This window comes from Dellaglioa sp. BT-FLS60, from assembly GCF_054941065.1.
Window position 1 is genome coordinate 22,310 of the sequence record NZ_JBSOLI010000030.1, and the last position, 15,423, is coordinate 37,732.

A 15,423-nucleotide genomic window follows, 5' to 3' on the forward strand; every position below is an offset into this window, starting at 1 on the left:
TTCTCTTTAAGTTATACCGTTTTAAACGGTCAAATCATAGTTTGGAAAGAGGTGAAATTCTGTGAATGGAGAAGCTTTCGTTGTAAAGCTTTATGGACTGCCTTTCAACATTACGAATGTCGCTTCCGGGTTGGTTGCATGTGTGATTGTTGCAATTATTGCAATTGTTTTATCAAGACGATTAACCATGAAACCGACTGGAAGGCAAAATGTTTTGGAATGGCTCATTGATTTCACCAATGGGATTGTAAAAAGTGCAATGCCTGGAGAAGAGGGTAAGAAATTTAATTTATTAGCGTTTACGCTATTCTTATTTATCTTTGTATCTAACCAATTGGGTTTGTTTTTCCAAATTAGTTTTGGCGACAAGACGTTGATCAAAAGCCCAACGTCGAGTCCGCTAACGACACTAACGTTTGCATTTTTGATTCTGCTATTATCACATTTTATGGGAATCATTCAATTTGGATTTAAAGGATATATTAAAAATTCCTATTTAAGTCCAGTTGCTTTTCTTTTACCCATTAATTTGATTGAAGAATTTACAAACCTGTTAACATTAGCTCTTCGTTTGTACGGAAACATTTATGCTGGTGAAGTACTGTTAACGTTAATTGGTGGTGCGGTTTCTATGAGCCCGTTAATGACTGTCGTTGCTTTCCCAGTCGAAATGATTTGGCAAGGATTCTCTCTGTTTATCGGAAGTATCCAAGCTTACGTATTCGTAACATTGTCGATGGTTTATATTGGTGGAAAAGTACAAAAAGAATAAAAACAAGATATCTAAGGAGGAAACAAATATTATGGGATTATTAGCAGCAGGTATTGCAGCTGGTTTAGCCGCTGTCGCAACAGGTATTGGTAATGGTTTAGTTATTTCTAAAACAATCGAAGGTATGGCCCGTCAACCAGAATTATCAGGTCAATTACGTTCAACAATGTTCATTGGTGTTGGTTTGATTGAAGCCGTTCCTATTATTGCTATCGTTATTTCATTCCTATTGATGGCTAAATAATTTTTGAAATTAAGTTTGATCCTTCGTTGATACAACGAAATATATTAATTTTAAAAAGGAGGTGTCAATAGATGTTTTCAGATTTAGTTTTCGGTGCGGTTGGTAATTTCCAACTTGGTGATTTCTTATTTTATATCATCTCTTTTGTTGTTTTGATGTTAATCATCAAACATTATGCATGGGGTCCCGTCACAAAAATGATGAGCGATCGTGCAGATAAAATTGCGAATGATTTAGATTCTGCTGAGGATTCAAGAAAAAAAGCCGATATTTTGGCAACCGAACGACAAGACCAATTAGATAATTCACGTCAAGAAGCATCTGAAATTGTTAGTCGTGCAAAAGACAACGGTAAAAAGCAACATGATGATATCGTTTCTGGCGCTCAAGACGAAGCAACGACGTTGAAACAAAACGCTGTTAAAGATATTGAGCAAGAACGTCAAGAAGTATTAAATGGCGTTCAAAGCGATGTCGCTGAATTGTCTATTGAAATTGCTTCTAAGATTATTCAAAAAGAATTAAATGAGAATGATCAAAAAGACTTAATCAATTCTTATATTGAAGGGTTGGTAAAGTAAAATGAAATTAGATAAGGCAACCGTCGCTAATCGTTATGGTGAAGCTATCTTTGAAATTGCTGATGAACAGGGTAACATTGTTGCCTTCTCAGAAGAATTAGAAGAAGTTAGACAAGTATTCATTGCTAATCCACAATTAAGTGAAGTGCTCGTTGATGCACGTCTTAATTTATTAGAAAAGCAGGACCTTGTTAAAGTTTTACTGAAAGAGGCTTCTCCAATTATTGCGAACGTCATCCAAATGGTCTTTGATTATGGTCGAATGGGTGATATGGTCGGAATAATTGAAGAATTTGAACGATTATGTGATGTTAAAGAAAAAGTAGTCCATGCAACTGTGACAACTGCAGTGAAACTTGATGCTGATCAATTAAAAAAATTGTCAGCTAAGTTTGCAGAACGAATCGGTGCAAATAAAATAGTATTTAACAATATTATTGATGAAAAAATTATTGGTGGCGTTGTTATCGAAGCAAATAATCAGATTTTTGATGGCTCAATTTCATCAAAAATCAACAAAGTAAAACGATTATTAGCTGAGTAACATATTAAAGTAGTTAAGAGGTGAACCTTGTATGAGCATTAAAGCTGAGGAAATCAGTGCTTTAATTAAAGAACAATTGGAACAATATAAAGACGAACTTATCGTTGATGAAGTAGGTACCGTTACTTATGTTGGTGATGGTATTGCTCGTGCACACGGTTTGGATAACGCTTTATCAGGAGAATTGTTAGAATTTTCTGATGGTACTTATGGTATGGCTCAAAATCTAGAAACAAATGATGTTGGTATCGTTATTTTAGGTGGTTATGAAGGTATCCGTGAAGGCGATGTTGTCAAACGTACGGGTAGAATCATGGAAGTTCCTGTTGGTGCAGAACTTATTGGACGTGTCGTTAATCCTTTAGGTCAACCCATCGATGGTAAAGGCGATCTTAAGACAACCAAAACTCGTCCAGTTGAAAAAAAGGCTCCAGGAGTTATGGATCGTAAGTCAGTTGATCAACCTTTACAAACTGGACTTAAAGCTATTGATGCTTTAGTTCCAATTGGCCGTGGACAACGTGAATTGATCATTGGTGATCGTAAGACTGGTAAAACATCAGTTGCTATTGATACGATCTTAAACCAAAAAGACCAAGACATGATCTGTATCTATGTTGCTATTGGACAAAAAGAATCAACAGTTAGCGCACAAGTGGAAACATTACGTCGTTTAGGCGCTATGGATTACACAATTGTCGTTAGTGCTGGTCCTGCTTCTCCCGCACCATTATTATGGTTAGCTCCATATACTGGTTCAGCAATGGGTGAAGAATTCATGTATAACGGTAAACATGTCTTGATTGTATTTGATGATTTATCAAAACAAGCAACTGCCTACCGTGAACTGTCATTAATTTTGAGACGTCCGCCTGGTCGTGAAGCTTATCCTGGTGATGTTTTCTACTTACATTCACGTTTACTTGAACGTGCAGCTAAGTTAAGTGATAAATTGGGTGGTGGTTCAATGACTGCTCTTCCATTTATCGAAACACAAGCTGGTGATGTTTCTGCATATATTCCTACTAATGTTATTTCGATTACTGATGGTCAAATTTTCTTGGATAGTGATTTATTCTATTCAGGGACTCGTCCAGCTATTGATGCTGGTACATCAGTTTCTCGTGTTGGTGGGTCAGCTCAAATTAAGGCTATGAAGAAAGTTGCCGGAAGCCTTCGTTTGTCTCTTGCATCATTCCGTGAATTAGAATCATTTTCTCAATTTGGTTCTGATTTAGATGCTGCAACACAAGCTAAATTAAATCGTGGTCACCGTACGGTTGAAGTTCTTAAACAACCTTTGCACAAACCATTAGTTGTTGAAAAACAAGTTTTAATTTTATATGCGTTAACACATGGATTCTTAGATGCAGTTCCTGTTGATGATATTCTTCGTTTTGAAGGTGAAATTTCTGATTTCTTTGATAATAATCATAGTGATCTTTTAAATCACATCAAAGAAACAGGCGATTTACCTGATGAAGATAAATTTGACGCTGCAATCAAAGATTTTTCAGAAGGGTTCCAAGCAACTCCTGGAAAAAGCGTAAACTAAAAGTAAATGAAAGATGGTGAGAATTAATGGGTGCTTCATTAATGGAAGTAAAGCGTCGAATCGCTTCAACTAAGAAAACAGGACAAATAACTGGTGCAATGCAAGTTGTTTCGACTGCTAAGTTAAGCCAAATTCAACGTCATACTCAAAGTTATCAAATATATGCTTCTAAAATTAGAAGTGTCATTACCCATCTTGCCCAATCTCACCTTTTAGATGCTAAAGCTGGAAAAGCAAAACAATCAGCTGAGGATGATAATTCAGTATTTTCAGGCTTCGATATGCTACAAAAGAGACCTGTTAAGAAAAGTGGTTATTTAATTATTACGTCTGATCGTGGTTTAGTCGGTAGTTACAATAGTAACGTGATTAAGCAAACATTAGATTTAATGAAACAAAATGGTCACACTGTGGACAATGCTGTTGTTATTGCTGTTGGTGGTACTGGCGCAGACTTCTTTAAAAATAGAGGATATGATGTTGCCTACGAATATCGTGGTGTAAGTGATATTCCAACATTTGTTGAAGTTCGTGAAATTGTTAAATCAATGGTGACAATGTATAGCAGTGAAGTCTACGATGAACTATTTGTTTGTTATAATCATTTCGTTAACAGTTTACAATCAGACTTTCATTCTGAACAAATGCTTCCAATTTCGGAAGTGAATATGGATTCAGAAGATGTTGAAGCGTCTAATGTAATGGGGAACGAAGATTATGACATGGAACCTTCAGGAGATGCAATTCTTGAAGTTGTTCTGCCTCAGTTTGCGGAAAGCTTAGTATATGGTGCGATTTTAGATGCTAAAACAGCTGAACATGCTTCAAGTTCTACAGCAATGAAATCTGCGACAGATAATGCCAAAGATATTATTTCATCGTTAGAACTGACGTATAATCGTGCACGTCAAAGTGCTATTACAACAGAAATTACAGAAATTACTGGTGCAACAGCTGCTTTAGAGTAAAATGACAGGAGGAATACAGAAGATGAGTCTCGGTAAAGTTGTTCAAGTTATCGGGCCCGTCGTCGATGTACAATTCTCTTTAAACGAAACCTTACCAGATATCAATAATGCGTTAAAAGTTACCCGTGAAGATGGTTCTGTTCTAATTATTGAAGTTACGCTTGAACTAGGTGACGGAGTTATGAGAACAATCGCCATGGATTCTACGGATGGCTTGCAACGTGGAACGGTTGTTGAAGACACAGGTGCTTCAATTTCTGTCCCTGTTGGTGAAGATACTCTTGGTCGAGTGTTTAACGTTTTAGGAGATACCATCGATGGTGGTCCTGAATTTAGTAAAGATGCAGAACGTAGCAGTATCCATAAAGATGCTCCTACGTATGATCAATTAAGTGCAAGTACTGAAGTTCTTGAAACAGGAATTAAAGTTATTGACTTGTTAGCCCCTTATATCAAAGGTGGTAAGATTGGATTGTTCGGTGGTGCCGGTGTTGGTAAAACTGTTTTAATCCAAGAATTGATTCATAATATTGCTCAAGAACATAATGGTATTTCAGTGTTTACCGGTGTTGGTGAACGTACTCGTGAAGGTAATGACCTTTACTTCGAAATGAAAGAATCCGGTGTGTTAGAGAAGACAGCCATGGTGTTTGGTCAGATGAACGAGCCGCCTGGTGCCCGTATGCGTGTTGCATTGACTGGTCTTACAATTGCGGAATACTTCCGTGATGAAAAAGGACAAGATGTGCTATTGTTTATTGATAATATCTTCCGCTTTACACAAGCCGGATCTGAAGTTTCAGCCTTATTAGGTCGTATTCCTTCAGCCGTAGGTTACCAACCAACATTAGCTACTGAAATGGGTCAATTGCAAGAACGTATTACGTCAACTAAAAAAGGTTCAGTTACATCAATTCAAGCAGTATATGTTCCTGCCGATGATTATACTGATCCCGCTCCTGCAACAACGTTTGCCCATTTGGATGCAACAACTAACTTGGAACGTAGTTTAACGCAACAAGGTATTTACCCAGCTGTTGATCCATTGGCTTCAACTTCAAGTGCTTTGACACCTGAAATTGTTGGAGAAGAACATTATCGTGTTGCTACGGAAGTTCAACATATGTTACAACGTTACCGTGAATTACAAGATATTATTTCTATTTTAGGTATGGATGAATTATCTGATGAAGAAAAAGTGATTGTAGCACGTGCACGTCGTATTCAATTCTTCCTTTCACAAAACTTTAATGTTGCCGAACAATTTACAGGGAAACCTGGATCATATGTACCAATTGCTGAAACAGTTCAAGGATTTAAAGATATTCTTGATGGTAAATATGATGCTCTTCCTGAAGATGCTTTTAATGGTGTCGGCCCAATCGAAGATGTTATTGAAGCAGCAAATAAGATGGCAAAATAGGGGGTAATAACAGATGGCTGAAGATTCAGTTTTGACCGTTAGTATCGTCACTCCTGATGGTAGTGTTTATGACAATAAAGCTAAAATGGTTATTGTCAAAACGCCCAGTGGAGAAATGGGTATTTTACCCAATCATATTCCAGTTATTGCTTCCCTTGAAATTGACGCAGTCAGAATCAAAGTAAGTGATAGCCAAGAAGATAAAGTTGCCGTAAGTGGTGGATTCATCGAATTTTCAAAAAATGTCGCAACGGTTGTTGCAAATGCAGCAGAATGCCAAGAAGATATTGATGAAAAACGAGCACAAGCTGCTAAAGCGCGTGCTGAACAGATGATTTCTACAGCGAAAGAAACAAAAAATAAAAATGAACTTAAAAGATCTGAAATTGCGCTTAGACGTGCAATTAACCGGATTAAAGTTTCTAAACATTAATCGATTAAAGGACGCTGAAAAAATTCAGCGTCCTTTTTTTGTATACATATTAAATATTTCATTTTTGTTACAAATATTAGCGACAAGTCGTGCAAAATATGCTATGCTTATGACGAATAAATTTTAGGAGTGTTTTGATGAATACTGTGGGGATACAATCACTAGTCACTTTAATGAGTCATTTAATGTTTATCGTAATTGCTTTTTGGGCAATTCAAGGGTTACGGATAGACAGATTTTTCCCACAAAGTAACCAGCAAAGAATTAGAGTATTAATTGTTTTGTTGGCTATTTTGTTAGGATACACAAGTAGTACTTTTTTCTTAAATTTTATTGATAATGTACGTAATTTAGTTTTTTTAGTTAAATAATGACGGAGGAATAACAGTGGAAAAAATTATTGTCAAGGGTGGAAACACACTCAACGGAACAGTTCGCATAGAAGGCGCTAAAAATGCAGTATTACCCATTTTGGCAGCTGGCATTTTAGCAAGTACTGGCGAAAATACATTATCAAATGTGCCAGTTTTATCTGATGTTTTCACAATGAATAATGTGCTACGTTTTTTAAATTTAGACGTTGATTTTAATGAAGAAACTAATGAAGTCAAAATGAGTGCTGCTAAAGAATTATCACCAGAGGCACCATTCGAATACGTCTCAAAAATGCGTGCATCGATTGTGGTAATGGGTCCTCTTTTGGCACGTCTTAAACATGCAAAAATTGCAATGCCTGGTGGCTGTGCAATTGGTTCACGTCCAATTGATTTACATTTAAAGGGTTTTGAAGCAATGGGCGCACATATTGAACAATATGATGGCTACGTAGAAGCTACTGTAGATGAATTAAAGGGTGCCAATATCTATCTTGATTTTCCAAGTGTAGGTGCAACACAAAATATTATGATGGCAGTAACATTAGCTACTGGAACAACTGTGATTGAAAACGTTGCAAGAGAACCAGAAATTGTTGATTTAGCTAACATTTTAAATAAAATGGGTGCTAAAGTTCAAGGTGCTGGAACGGAAACAATCCGTATTCATGGGGTGAAAGAACTTCATGGTGCAGAACATGCGGTTGTCCAAGATCGCATTGAAGCAGGGACTTTTATGGTCGCAGCAGCAGTGACTCAAGGTAATGTTTTAATTGAAGATGCAATTGCAGAACACAATAAACCATTAATCTCTAAATTAGAGGAAATGGGTGTAACAGTTATACAAGAAGAAAATGGCATTCGAGTGATTGGAACAGATAAAATCAAACCAACAACCGTTAAAACGATGCCTCATCCAGGGTACTCAACTGATATGCAGCCTCAAATGACTGTCCTTCAATTAATGGCATCTGGGACAAGTGTTTTAACGGAAACTGTTTTTGAAAATCGTTTCATGCATCTTGAAGAATTACGTCGAATGAATGCTAATTTCAAAATTGAAGGAAATTCAGTTGTGATGTATGGACCAACAGATTTTAATGGTGCAGAAGTTGCTGCAACTGATTTAAGAGCAGCTGCAGCACTTGTACTAGCTGGATTAGTGGCTCGTGGATACACACAAGTGACACATCTTGAATATCTTGATCGTGGTTACTATCATTTTAACCAAAAATTAGAAGCTTTGGGTGCTGAAATTAAGCGTATTGATGATGATACACAAAATTTAATTATTAAGACATCAAGTGAAGCACAATAGAAGAAAATGTCCATTTTGGACATTTTTTTATTGTGCATGTATATGGTATAATGGCTACATTAGTATAAGTTTTTAAGCGCCGAGAGGAGAAACATAATGGCTAAAGATATTGGTATTGATTTAGGAACTGCAAACGTGTTAATTAATGTTCAAAATAAAGGAATTGTCTTAAATGAACCATCTGTTGTCGCAATCGACACAAAATCAGGTCGGGTATTGGCAGTTGGATCAGAAGCATACAAAATGGTTGGTAGAACACCTGGTAGTATTAGAGCAATTAGACCTATGAAAAATGGTGTTATCGCTGATTTTGATATTACGGAACAAATGTTAACTTACTTTATTAAAAAATTAAATGTGAGTGGTTTTTTATCAAAACCAAATATTTTAATCTGTTGCCCAACAAATATTACATCAATCGAACAAAAAGCAATTATTCAAGCTGCTGAAAAAGCTGGTGGTGGCAAGGTCTTCCTTGCTGAAGAACCTAAAGTCGCAGCTATTGGCGCGGGATTAGATATCTATCAACCTCGTGGTAGTTTAGTGATTGATATTGGTGGTGGAACAAGTGATGTTGCGGTTATTTCATTAGGTGATATTGTCGCAAGTCGTTCATTGCGTGTTGCTGGTGACCAATTGAACAATGATGTTATTAACTTTGTTAAACAAAAACATAGCCTTCAAATTGGTGAACATACAGCTGAAAAAGCTAAAATCGAAATTGGGACGGTTTTCCCAGATAATCGTGCCTTAGAAATGGAAATTCGTGGACGTGACGTTGTTACTGGTTTACCAAAAACAATCGTGATTACTTCTGCTGAAATTGAAGAAGCGACTCATGATACAATGCAATCAATCGTTGCCGCAACAAAAGAAGTGCTTGAACAAACACCACCAGAATTAGCATCAGATATTATTGATACTGGTATTATTTTAACAGGTGGTGGTGCGTTATTAAATGGGGTTGATTTATTAATGTCAACGAATTTAAATATTCCTGTCATGGTTTCTGAATCACCATTAGATGACGTTGCAAAAGGAACAGGATTCTTGTTAGAACATATTGAAAAACAAGGTAGATAACAACTGCAATACTGGTTATTATGGGAGGTCTATTAACGGGGCAATCTGTTGATGGACCTTTTAATATAGGAGGTGTCATTAATTGATGCAAAACTTAATGTTAGCACCAATCAAGTTTTATCAAAAATTTATTTCACCGATGTTTCCACCTAGTTGCCGGTATTATCCGACGTGCTCAAACTATATGATTAAAGCTATTCAAAAACATGGCGCAAAAGGCATTATTATGGGTATTGGTAGAATTTTACGATGCCATCCTTTTGTTAAGGGCGGATTTGATCCAGTGCCTGATTACTTTACCGTACGTAGAAATAAGAACCCAAAAGGAGAAAGTCAACATGTCTAAGAAAGAAAAAGAAATTGAAGTTGCAGAGAATGATATTAAAATTAACGGCGAAGACGCTGTTTCATTAACAGTCGGTGGCATTGAGATTGGGACAGTTATGGCAAAAGACACAAAATTTGTTGCAACGTTGAGTAATGGTGAAATATTTAAAGCAAAAACGCGCGATGAAGGAATTGATACATTATTACGTGATTTCCATTTGCATCGTGGCTAAGTAGTTTAAGTAACTATTAATGGTAGTTGATTCAGAAATTTAATGAAATAAGTAACACCGTGTGGAGGGAAATTCTATGAGTAGTAGAAAAGATGAGGTCGATAGTGAAGCAAGAATCGATTATGGGATTATTTTCGCTGTCCTAGTTTTAGCAATCATCGGACTTGCTTCAACTTATGTAGCGGCGTCCCATGATACTAGTACGACTTCAATTGTTAGTCAGATGGTTTCCCAGTTAATGTGGTACGCCGTTGGTATTATTGCAATTGTTGTTATTATGCAATTTGACTCAGAACAGTTGTGGCGCATTGCTCCCATTGGGTACGGCGTCGGAATATTTTTGTTGGCGATTGTCTTAGTAGTTTATAGTCGACCTTTATTTATCAGTACAGGGGCTAAAAGTTGGATACCGATTGCTGGTTCATTGACATTTCAACCGTCAGAAGTAATGAAACCAGCCTTTATCCTAATGCTGGCTCGCGTCGTTACGGTACATAATAATACGTATCCAACGCACAGGCTAAGTACGGATATGATTTTATTGGCCAAAATGATTGCATGGACGGTACCAGTTGCTGTTCTATTGAAACTTCAAAATGATTTCGGAACAATGCTAGTTTTCTTTGCCATTTTAGGTGGGGTTATCTTGGTGTCCGGCATTACTTGGAAAATTATTGGTCCGGCATTTGGTGCAGTGACGATTATCGGTGGAACTGCGTTATACATGGTTATTTCAACAACGGGTCGAGCAATTCTAGAAAAAGTTGGATTTGCTGCTTACCAGTTTGATCGGATTGATAACTGGTTAAATCCATCAAAGGATACATCTGGGTCTGGCTATCAAGTATGGCAAAGTATGAAAGCTATTGGATCAGGTCAATTGACTGGTAAAGGGTTCAATGTTTCAAATGTTTATGTGCCCGTTCGTGAATCTGATATGATTTTCTCTGTGATTGGAGAAAACTTTGGATTTATTGGTGGTTGTGTTTTAATTTTCATCTATTTTTTATTGATTTATCGAATGGTTCGAGCAACTTTTGATACAAAAAATGAATTTTATGCGTACCTATCTACAGGGGTTATTATGATGATTTTATTCCATGTTTTTGAAAATATTGGAATGAGTATCGGATTATTGCCTTTAACAGGTATCCCATTACCCTTTGTCAGTCAAGGTGGATCTGCCCTGATTGGGAACATGATTGGGATTGGATTGATTATGTCAATGCGATACCATCATAAGAGTTATATGTTCAGTAGCGAAGAGGAAGACTTTGATTAAATAATGGTGCAGTGATTCTATTTCAGAATCGCTGTTTTTTTAAAATTAGGAGGTTTCTGACAATGATAGACTTTTATTGGTATCCCAAATGCTCAACTTGTAGAAAAGCAAAACAATGGTTAGATGAAAATAAGGTTGATTACCATTTGATAGACCTCATTCAAGAGACACCAAAGGCAGATTTAATTGAAAAGTGGTTGACTGAATCCAATCAACCGATGACTTACTTTTTCAATACGCATGGTGATAAATATCGTGAATTAAATTTAAAAGATGAGTTGCCAACGATGTCTATTAGTCGGGCAAGTCACCTTTTGGCATCAGATGGGATGTTAATGAAACGACCTATTTTAACGGATGGGACGACAGTTACGACGGGGTTTAAAGAAGCAATTTTTAAAGAAGTTTGGTTAAATAAATAAAAGTATTGACATTAAATTTTAATCTAGTTATAATCAAATACAATAAGAAATACAGATAAGACGTTTAGAAAAGATGAGTAGATTTTGGTAATGAGTTAAGAGAGTCTCGGTAGCTGAAAAGGGATCGAAATTACGGAATTGAAGATGGTCTTGGAACGTTTGGTGGATGAGCAATGTTAATCCACCTTGGGTACGCCCAATACAGCGAAAGGGTATCGATTAAGTGATTAATCTGTACTTGATGAGATTGTTATCGTGAGATGGCAATAAAACAAGGTGGTAACACGTGAAGTTTATGGCTTCTCGTCCTTCCGTTTATTAAACGGGGGATGAGGAGTTATTTTTTTACAAAAAATGAGGAGGGATTTAGATGATTGAATTTAAAAATGTATCAAAAGAGTTCATCACAAATAACGGTAAAGTGAGTGCTGTTTCTGATTTAAACTTGTCGGTCGAAGATGGGAGTATTTTAGGAATCGTTGGTTATTCAGGCGCTGGTAAGAGTACTTTAATTAGAATGTTGAATGGATTGGAAACACCCACTTCAGGTGAAGTTGATGTTAATGGAGCTAAGATGGCCTCATTAACAGGGAAGGCGTTAAGAAAACAACGTCAAAAAATTGGTATGATTTTTCAACATTTCAACTTACTCTGGTCACGAACGGTTGTGGAAAATATTATGTTTCCATTGGAAATTGCTGGGTTAAGTAAAACTGAACGTTTGGCTAAAGCTGAGGAATTGACAGCATTAGTTGGCTTAAAAGGAAAAGAAAATGCATATCCTTCTGAATTATCGGGTGGACAGAAGCAACGTGTGGGGATTGCCAGAGCATTAGCCAATGATCCCGAAATTCTTATCTGTGATGAAGCAACTAGTGCCTTAGATCCACAAACGACGGATGAAATTTTAGATTTATTACTTCAAATTAATCATAAATTGAATTTAACAATTGTCTTAATTACACATGAAATGCACGTCGTTCGTAAAATATGTGATCATGTTGCTGTGATGGAAGATGGTAAATTAGTTGAAAGTGGACTTGTCTTAGACGTCTTTAAACGACCAAAACAAAGTGTGACAAAACGATTCGTTAACCAAGAAGTGACACCAGCTTTGCATGATACTGAAATTGCGGTGAATGAATTAATCGAAGCTTATCCACAAGGCTTGATTGTGCAATTAACCTTTCATAGTACGCAAACGCAAATGCCGATTATTTCTGAAATGTTAAGACAGATACCAGAAGTTGATTTTAATATTGTTGAAGGGTCAATTCATCAAACACAAGGTGGGCCAATTGGAACGTTATATATTCAATTAACTGGGCCAAAAACCAGCTTGGACCAAGCAATTCCATTCTTACAAAAAATGAAAGTAGAAACGGAGGTACTTCATTATGGGGACTAATACGTGGGCATCATATTTTAATTTTAGCGCTGTTAATTGGGCTGATTTTTGGTCAAATACTTGGGAGACAATTAGTATGACCTTAATTTCCACAGTGGCAGTTGTTATTTTGGGTATTCTTTTAGGACTTTTTTTATTTGAAACGAAGCAGAAAACGACTGGTAAAATTACGTTCTGGGCTAAAGTCATTAATTGGGTTGTTTCAGCTTTAGTGAACATTTTCCGTTCTATTCCATTTATTATTTTAATTGTGCTATTATTGCCATTTACAAAAGCGTTAGTTGGATCAATTATTGGACCAGTAGCAGCGTTACCTGCTCTAATTATCTCGGCTGCACCATTTTATGCACGAATGGTTGAACTTGCATTTCGTGAAATTGATTATGGTGTAATTGAAGCCGCAGAAGCAATGGGCGCTAACAAAGGCCAAATTATTTGGAAAGTCTTATTGCGAGAAAGCCTACCTGCGCTTATTTCAGGAGCTACCGTTACCGGCATTACAATTATTGGATATACCGCAATGGCTGGAACAATCGGTGCTGGTGGATTAGGAAATTGGGCCTTCATTGAAGGTTATGGTGCCAATAATAATACGGTGACACTAGTTGCTACTGTTACAATCATTATCATTGTTGCTATTTTTCAACTGCTTGGTGATCGTTCAGCTAAATTAATTGATAAACGGAATAATTAGGAGGGCAGCATGAAAATAAATAAAAAAATCATTTTTTTGCTTTTCTTCTTACCCCTTTTATTAGCTGGGTGTGGCAAGAAATCAAGTGACATGACTACTTTGACAATTGGAGCTAGTAATCTACCGCATGCGGAGATATTAGCTCACGTAAAACCAATATTGGCAAAAGAAGGCATTGATTTAAAAGTAAAAGTTTTCCAAGATTACGTCATGCCTAATAAAGCGACTGAATCTGGTGATTTAGATGCCAATTATTTCCAACATAAACCCTTTTTAGATAATTGGAATAAACAAAATAATGGTGATTTGATAAGTGTTGGAAATGTTCATCTGGAACCAATTGGGGTCTATTCTAAACGAGTGACTCATTTAGCCGATTTGAAAAAAGGGAGTACTATTTTAGTGTCTAATAGCATTTCAGATTATGGTCGTGTGTTAACTATTTTTAAAGATGCAGGTCTAATTACCTTGAAAAAAGGGGTAGATGTTGCGACGGCAAACTTTAACGATATTAAAACAAATAAATTACATTTGGTTTTTAAACATACGTATGAACCTAAATTAATGTCTGATTTGTATGAAAATAACGAAGGTGCGGCGATTGTGATTAATGCCAATTATGCGGTTGAAGCGGGATTGAATCCGACGAAACAAGCCATCGCGTTAGAGCGTAATACATCGTCATATGCGAATTTAGTCGCTGTGACACCAAAGAATAAAAATAATCCGGCCGTAAAAAAATTAGTCAAAGCATTACAATCAAAAAACACCCAAAAATGGATTTTGAAGACATACAAGGGTGCAGTAATTCCAGCAAAATAGAAAGAATTGAAATTAGTCAGTGAAAGTGGGCTAATTCCAATTCTTTTTATTTTATTAATTAAATAAAGATTGTGAGTCGCGGGACTTTATTGAAATGGACAATTTATTGGGATAGAATGAACTATATTAATGAATCGGAGGAATACTAAAATGTCGACACTTGAAGTTAAAAATTTACATGTAGAAATTGAAGATAAAGAAATTTTAAAAGGCGTTAACTTAAAGATGGCGACTGGTGAGGTGCATGCCATCATGGGACCAAATGGAACGGGTAAATCAACTTTATCTGAAGCTATTATGGGAAATCCAGCGTATAAAGTGACAGAAGGCGAAGTGTTACTGAATGGCGTGAATATTTTAGATTGGCCTGTTGATGAACGCGCTCGAGCAGGGCTATTTTTGGCAATGCAATATCCTTCAGAAATTCCTGGTGTGACTAATGCGGAGTTCATGCGTGCAGCCATTAATGCACGCCGTCCAGAAGATGACCAAATACCAATTCGAGAATTCTTAAAAAAATTAGATAAAATGATGACCACTTTAGATATGACAGAGGAAATGTCTGATCGTTATTTGAATGAAGGTTTTTCGGGTGGCGAAAAAAAACGCAATGAAATATTACAATTAATGATGATTGAACCTAAATTTGCCATCTTAGATGAAATTGATTCTGGTTTGGATATTGATGCGCTAAAAGTAGTTTCTCGAGGCGTCAATGAAATGTTGAAAAAAGCTGAATTTGGCACCTTAATGATTACGCATTATCAACGTTTATTGAATTATATTGTGCCTGATGTTGTACACGTTATGATGGATGGACGTGTTGTCAAAACGGGTGGCGCTGAACTTGCAGAAAAACTGGAAGAAGAAGGCTATGCTGGTTTACGTGACGAATTGGGGTTAGAAGTGACTTTAACAGATGAGAACGTTTAATGGAGGC

General features: G+C 36.5%; 19 protein-coding genes. All 19 read left to right on the forward strand.

Annotated features, from left to right (window positions below):
* The first annotated feature begins 61 nt into the window (after positions 1-61).
* The gene (gene atpB, locus ACVQ8P_RS02690; protein ID WP_462297358.1) at positions 62-772 is read left to right on the forward strand and encodes a F0F1 ATP synthase subunit A; all 711 of its coding nucleotides are present in this window, start codon (positions 62-64) and stop codon (positions 770-772) included.
* 31 nt (positions 773-803) lie between these two features.
* Positions 804-1,016 (forward strand): F0F1 ATP synthase subunit C, encoded by a 213-nt coding sequence (gene atpE, locus ACVQ8P_RS02695; protein ID WP_409022303.1) that lies wholly within the window; start codon positions 804-806, stop codon positions 1,014-1,016.
* A gap of 71 nt (positions 1,017-1,087) precedes the next feature.
* The gene (gene atpF, locus ACVQ8P_RS02700) at positions 1,088-1,597 is read left to right on the forward strand and encodes a F0F1 ATP synthase subunit B (protein WP_462297359.1); all 510 of its coding nucleotides are present in this window, start codon (positions 1,088-1,090) and stop codon (positions 1,595-1,597) included.
* A 1-nt stretch (position 1,598) separates the two neighbouring features.
* Entirely contained in the window at positions 1,599-2,141 is a 543-nt protein-coding gene (atpH, locus tag ACVQ8P_RS02705; protein ID WP_462297360.1) for an ATP synthase F1 subunit delta, read from the forward strand.
* 31 nt (positions 2,142-2,172) lie between these two features.
* Complete coding sequence (gene atpA / locus ACVQ8P_RS02710; RefSeq protein WP_462297361.1) at positions 2,173-3,696, forward strand: F0F1 ATP synthase subunit alpha; 1,524 nt, start codon at positions 2,173-2,175, stop codon at positions 3,694-3,696.
* Between the two features lie 26 nt (positions 3,697-3,722).
* Positions 3,723-4,664: a F0F1 ATP synthase subunit gamma gene (locus ACVQ8P_RS02715; RefSeq protein ID WP_462297362.1), complete on the forward strand. Its 942-nt coding sequence runs from the start codon at positions 3,723-3,725 to the stop codon at positions 4,662-4,664.
* A 22-nt stretch (positions 4,665-4,686) separates the two neighbouring features.
* Complete coding sequence (atpD, locus tag ACVQ8P_RS02720; protein WP_462297363.1) at positions 4,687-6,087, forward strand: F0F1 ATP synthase subunit beta; 1,401 nt, start codon at positions 4,687-4,689, stop codon at positions 6,085-6,087.
* Between the two features lie 13 nt (positions 6,088-6,100).
* Complete coding sequence (locus ACVQ8P_RS02725; RefSeq protein WP_462297364.1) at positions 6,101-6,520, forward strand: F0F1 ATP synthase subunit epsilon; 420 nt, start codon at positions 6,101-6,103, stop codon at positions 6,518-6,520.
* A gap of 137 nt (positions 6,521-6,657) precedes the next feature.
* Positions 6,658-6,891: a DUF1146 family protein gene (locus tag ACVQ8P_RS02730; protein WP_462297365.1), complete on the forward strand. Its 234-nt coding sequence runs from the start codon at positions 6,658-6,660 to the stop codon at positions 6,889-6,891.
* 16 nt (positions 6,892-6,907) lie between these two features.
* Positions 6,908-8,212, forward strand: coding sequence for a UDP-N-acetylglucosamine 1-carboxyvinyltransferase (gene murA / locus ACVQ8P_RS02735; protein ID WP_462297366.1), 1,305 nt, complete (start codon positions 6,908-6,910; stop codon positions 8,210-8,212).
* Positions 8,213-8,308: 96 nt separating this feature from the next.
* Positions 8,309-9,295, forward strand: a complete 987-nt coding sequence (gene mreB, locus ACVQ8P_RS02740) for a rod shape-determining protein MreB (RefSeq protein ID WP_462297367.1) — start codon at positions 8,309-8,311, stop codon at positions 9,293-9,295.
* 85 nt (positions 9,296-9,380) lie between these two features.
* On the forward strand, positions 9,381-9,641 hold the full coding sequence (yidD, locus tag ACVQ8P_RS02745) for a membrane protein insertion efficiency factor YidD (protein ID WP_462297478.1): 261 nt from the start codon (positions 9,381-9,383) through the stop codon (positions 9,639-9,641).
* On the forward strand, positions 9,634-9,855 hold the full coding sequence (locus ACVQ8P_RS02750; protein WP_462297368.1) for a DUF2969 domain-containing protein: 222 nt from the start codon (positions 9,634-9,636) through the stop codon (positions 9,853-9,855). The genes yidD and ACVQ8P_RS02750 overlap by 8 nt, the downstream gene beginning before the upstream one ends.
* 76 nt (positions 9,856-9,931) lie before the next feature.
* Positions 9,932-11,137: an FtsW/RodA/SpoVE family cell cycle protein gene (locus tag ACVQ8P_RS02755; RefSeq protein ID WP_462297369.1), complete on the forward strand. Its 1,206-nt coding sequence runs from the start codon at positions 9,932-9,934 to the stop codon at positions 11,135-11,137.
* A 62-nt stretch (positions 11,138-11,199) separates the two neighbouring features.
* Positions 11,200-11,559, forward strand: a complete 360-nt coding sequence (locus tag ACVQ8P_RS02760; RefSeq protein ID WP_462297370.1) for an arsenate reductase family protein — start codon at positions 11,200-11,202, stop codon at positions 11,557-11,559.
* Between the two features lie 370 nt (positions 11,560-11,929).
* Positions 11,930-12,967 carry a methionine ABC transporter ATP-binding protein gene (locus tag ACVQ8P_RS02765; RefSeq protein WP_462297371.1) on the forward strand — a complete coding sequence of 346 codons (1,038 nt, stop codon included), beginning with the start codon at positions 11,930-11,932 and terminating at the stop codon, positions 12,965-12,967.
* Positions 12,957-13,661 carry a methionine ABC transporter permease gene (locus tag ACVQ8P_RS02770; protein ID WP_462297372.1) on the forward strand — a complete coding sequence of 235 codons (705 nt, stop codon included), beginning with the start codon at positions 12,957-12,959 and terminating at the stop codon, positions 13,659-13,661. Before ACVQ8P_RS02765 ends, ACVQ8P_RS02770 begins: the two co-directional genes overlap by 11 nt.
* A gap of 9 nt (positions 13,662-13,670) precedes the next feature.
* Positions 13,671-14,483: a MetQ/NlpA family ABC transporter substrate-binding protein gene (locus ACVQ8P_RS02775; protein WP_462297373.1), complete on the forward strand. Its 813-nt coding sequence runs from the start codon at positions 13,671-13,673 to the stop codon at positions 14,481-14,483.
* A 150-nt stretch (positions 14,484-14,633) separates the two neighbouring features.
* Positions 14,634-15,416, forward strand: coding sequence for a Fe-S cluster assembly ATPase SufC (sufC, locus tag ACVQ8P_RS02780; RefSeq protein ID WP_462297374.1), 783 nt, complete (start codon positions 14,634-14,636; stop codon positions 15,414-15,416).
* The last annotated feature ends 7 nt before the right edge of the window (positions 15,417-15,423 follow it).

Excerpts from the sequence above, each read along its gene's own strand:
- atpE (WP_409022303.1), top strand. The coding sequence starts at position 804 with ATGGGATTATTAGCAGCAGGTATTGCAGCTGGTTTAGCCGCTGTCGCA.
- atpF (WP_462297359.1), top strand. The coding sequence starts at position 1,088 with ATGTTTTCAGATTTAGTTTTCGGTGCGGTTGGTAATTTCCAACTTGGT.
- atpH (WP_462297360.1), top strand. The coding sequence starts at position 1,599 with ATGAAATTAGATAAGGCAACCGTCGCTAATCGTTATGGTGAAGCTATC.
- atpA (WP_462297361.1), top strand. The coding sequence starts at position 2,173 with ATGAGCATTAAAGCTGAGGAAATCAGTGCTTTAATTAAAGAACAATTG.
- ACVQ8P_RS02715 (WP_462297362.1), top strand. The coding sequence starts at position 3,723 with ATGGGTGCTTCATTAATGGAAGTAAAGCGTCGAATCGCTTCAACTAAG.
- atpD (WP_462297363.1), top strand. The coding sequence starts at position 4,687 with ATGAGTCTCGGTAAAGTTGTTCAAGTTATCGGGCCCGTCGTCGATGTA.
- ACVQ8P_RS02725 (WP_462297364.1), top strand. The coding sequence starts at position 6,101 with ATGGCTGAAGATTCAGTTTTGACCGTTAGTATCGTCACTCCTGATGGT.
- ACVQ8P_RS02730 (WP_462297365.1), top strand. The coding sequence starts at position 6,658 with ATGAATACTGTGGGGATACAATCACTAGTCACTTTAATGAGTCATTTA.
- mreB (WP_462297367.1), top strand. The coding sequence starts at position 8,309 with ATGGCTAAAGATATTGGTATTGATTTAGGAACTGCAAACGTGTTAATT.
- yidD (WP_462297478.1), top strand. The coding sequence starts at position 9,381 with ATGCAAAACTTAATGTTAGCACCAATCAAGTTTTATCAAAAATTTATT.
- ACVQ8P_RS02750 (WP_462297368.1), top strand. The coding sequence starts at position 9,634 with ATGTCTAAGAAAGAAAAAGAAATTGAAGTTGCAGAGAATGATATTAAA.
- ACVQ8P_RS02755 (WP_462297369.1), top strand. The coding sequence starts at position 9,932 with ATGAGTAGTAGAAAAGATGAGGTCGATAGTGAAGCAAGAATCGATTAT.
- ACVQ8P_RS02760 (WP_462297370.1), top strand. The coding sequence starts at position 11,200 with ATGATAGACTTTTATTGGTATCCCAAATGCTCAACTTGTAGAAAAGCA.
- ACVQ8P_RS02765 (WP_462297371.1), top strand. The coding sequence starts at position 11,930 with ATGATTGAATTTAAAAATGTATCAAAAGAGTTCATCACAAATAACGGT.
- ACVQ8P_RS02770 (WP_462297372.1), top strand. The coding sequence starts at position 12,957 with ATGGGGACTAATACGTGGGCATCATATTTTAATTTTAGCGCTGTTAAT.
- ACVQ8P_RS02775 (WP_462297373.1), top strand. The coding sequence starts at position 13,671 with ATGAAAATAAATAAAAAAATCATTTTTTTGCTTTTCTTCTTACCCCTT.
- sufC (WP_462297374.1), top strand. The coding sequence starts at position 14,634 with ATGTCGACACTTGAAGTTAAAAATTTACATGTAGAAATTGAAGATAAA.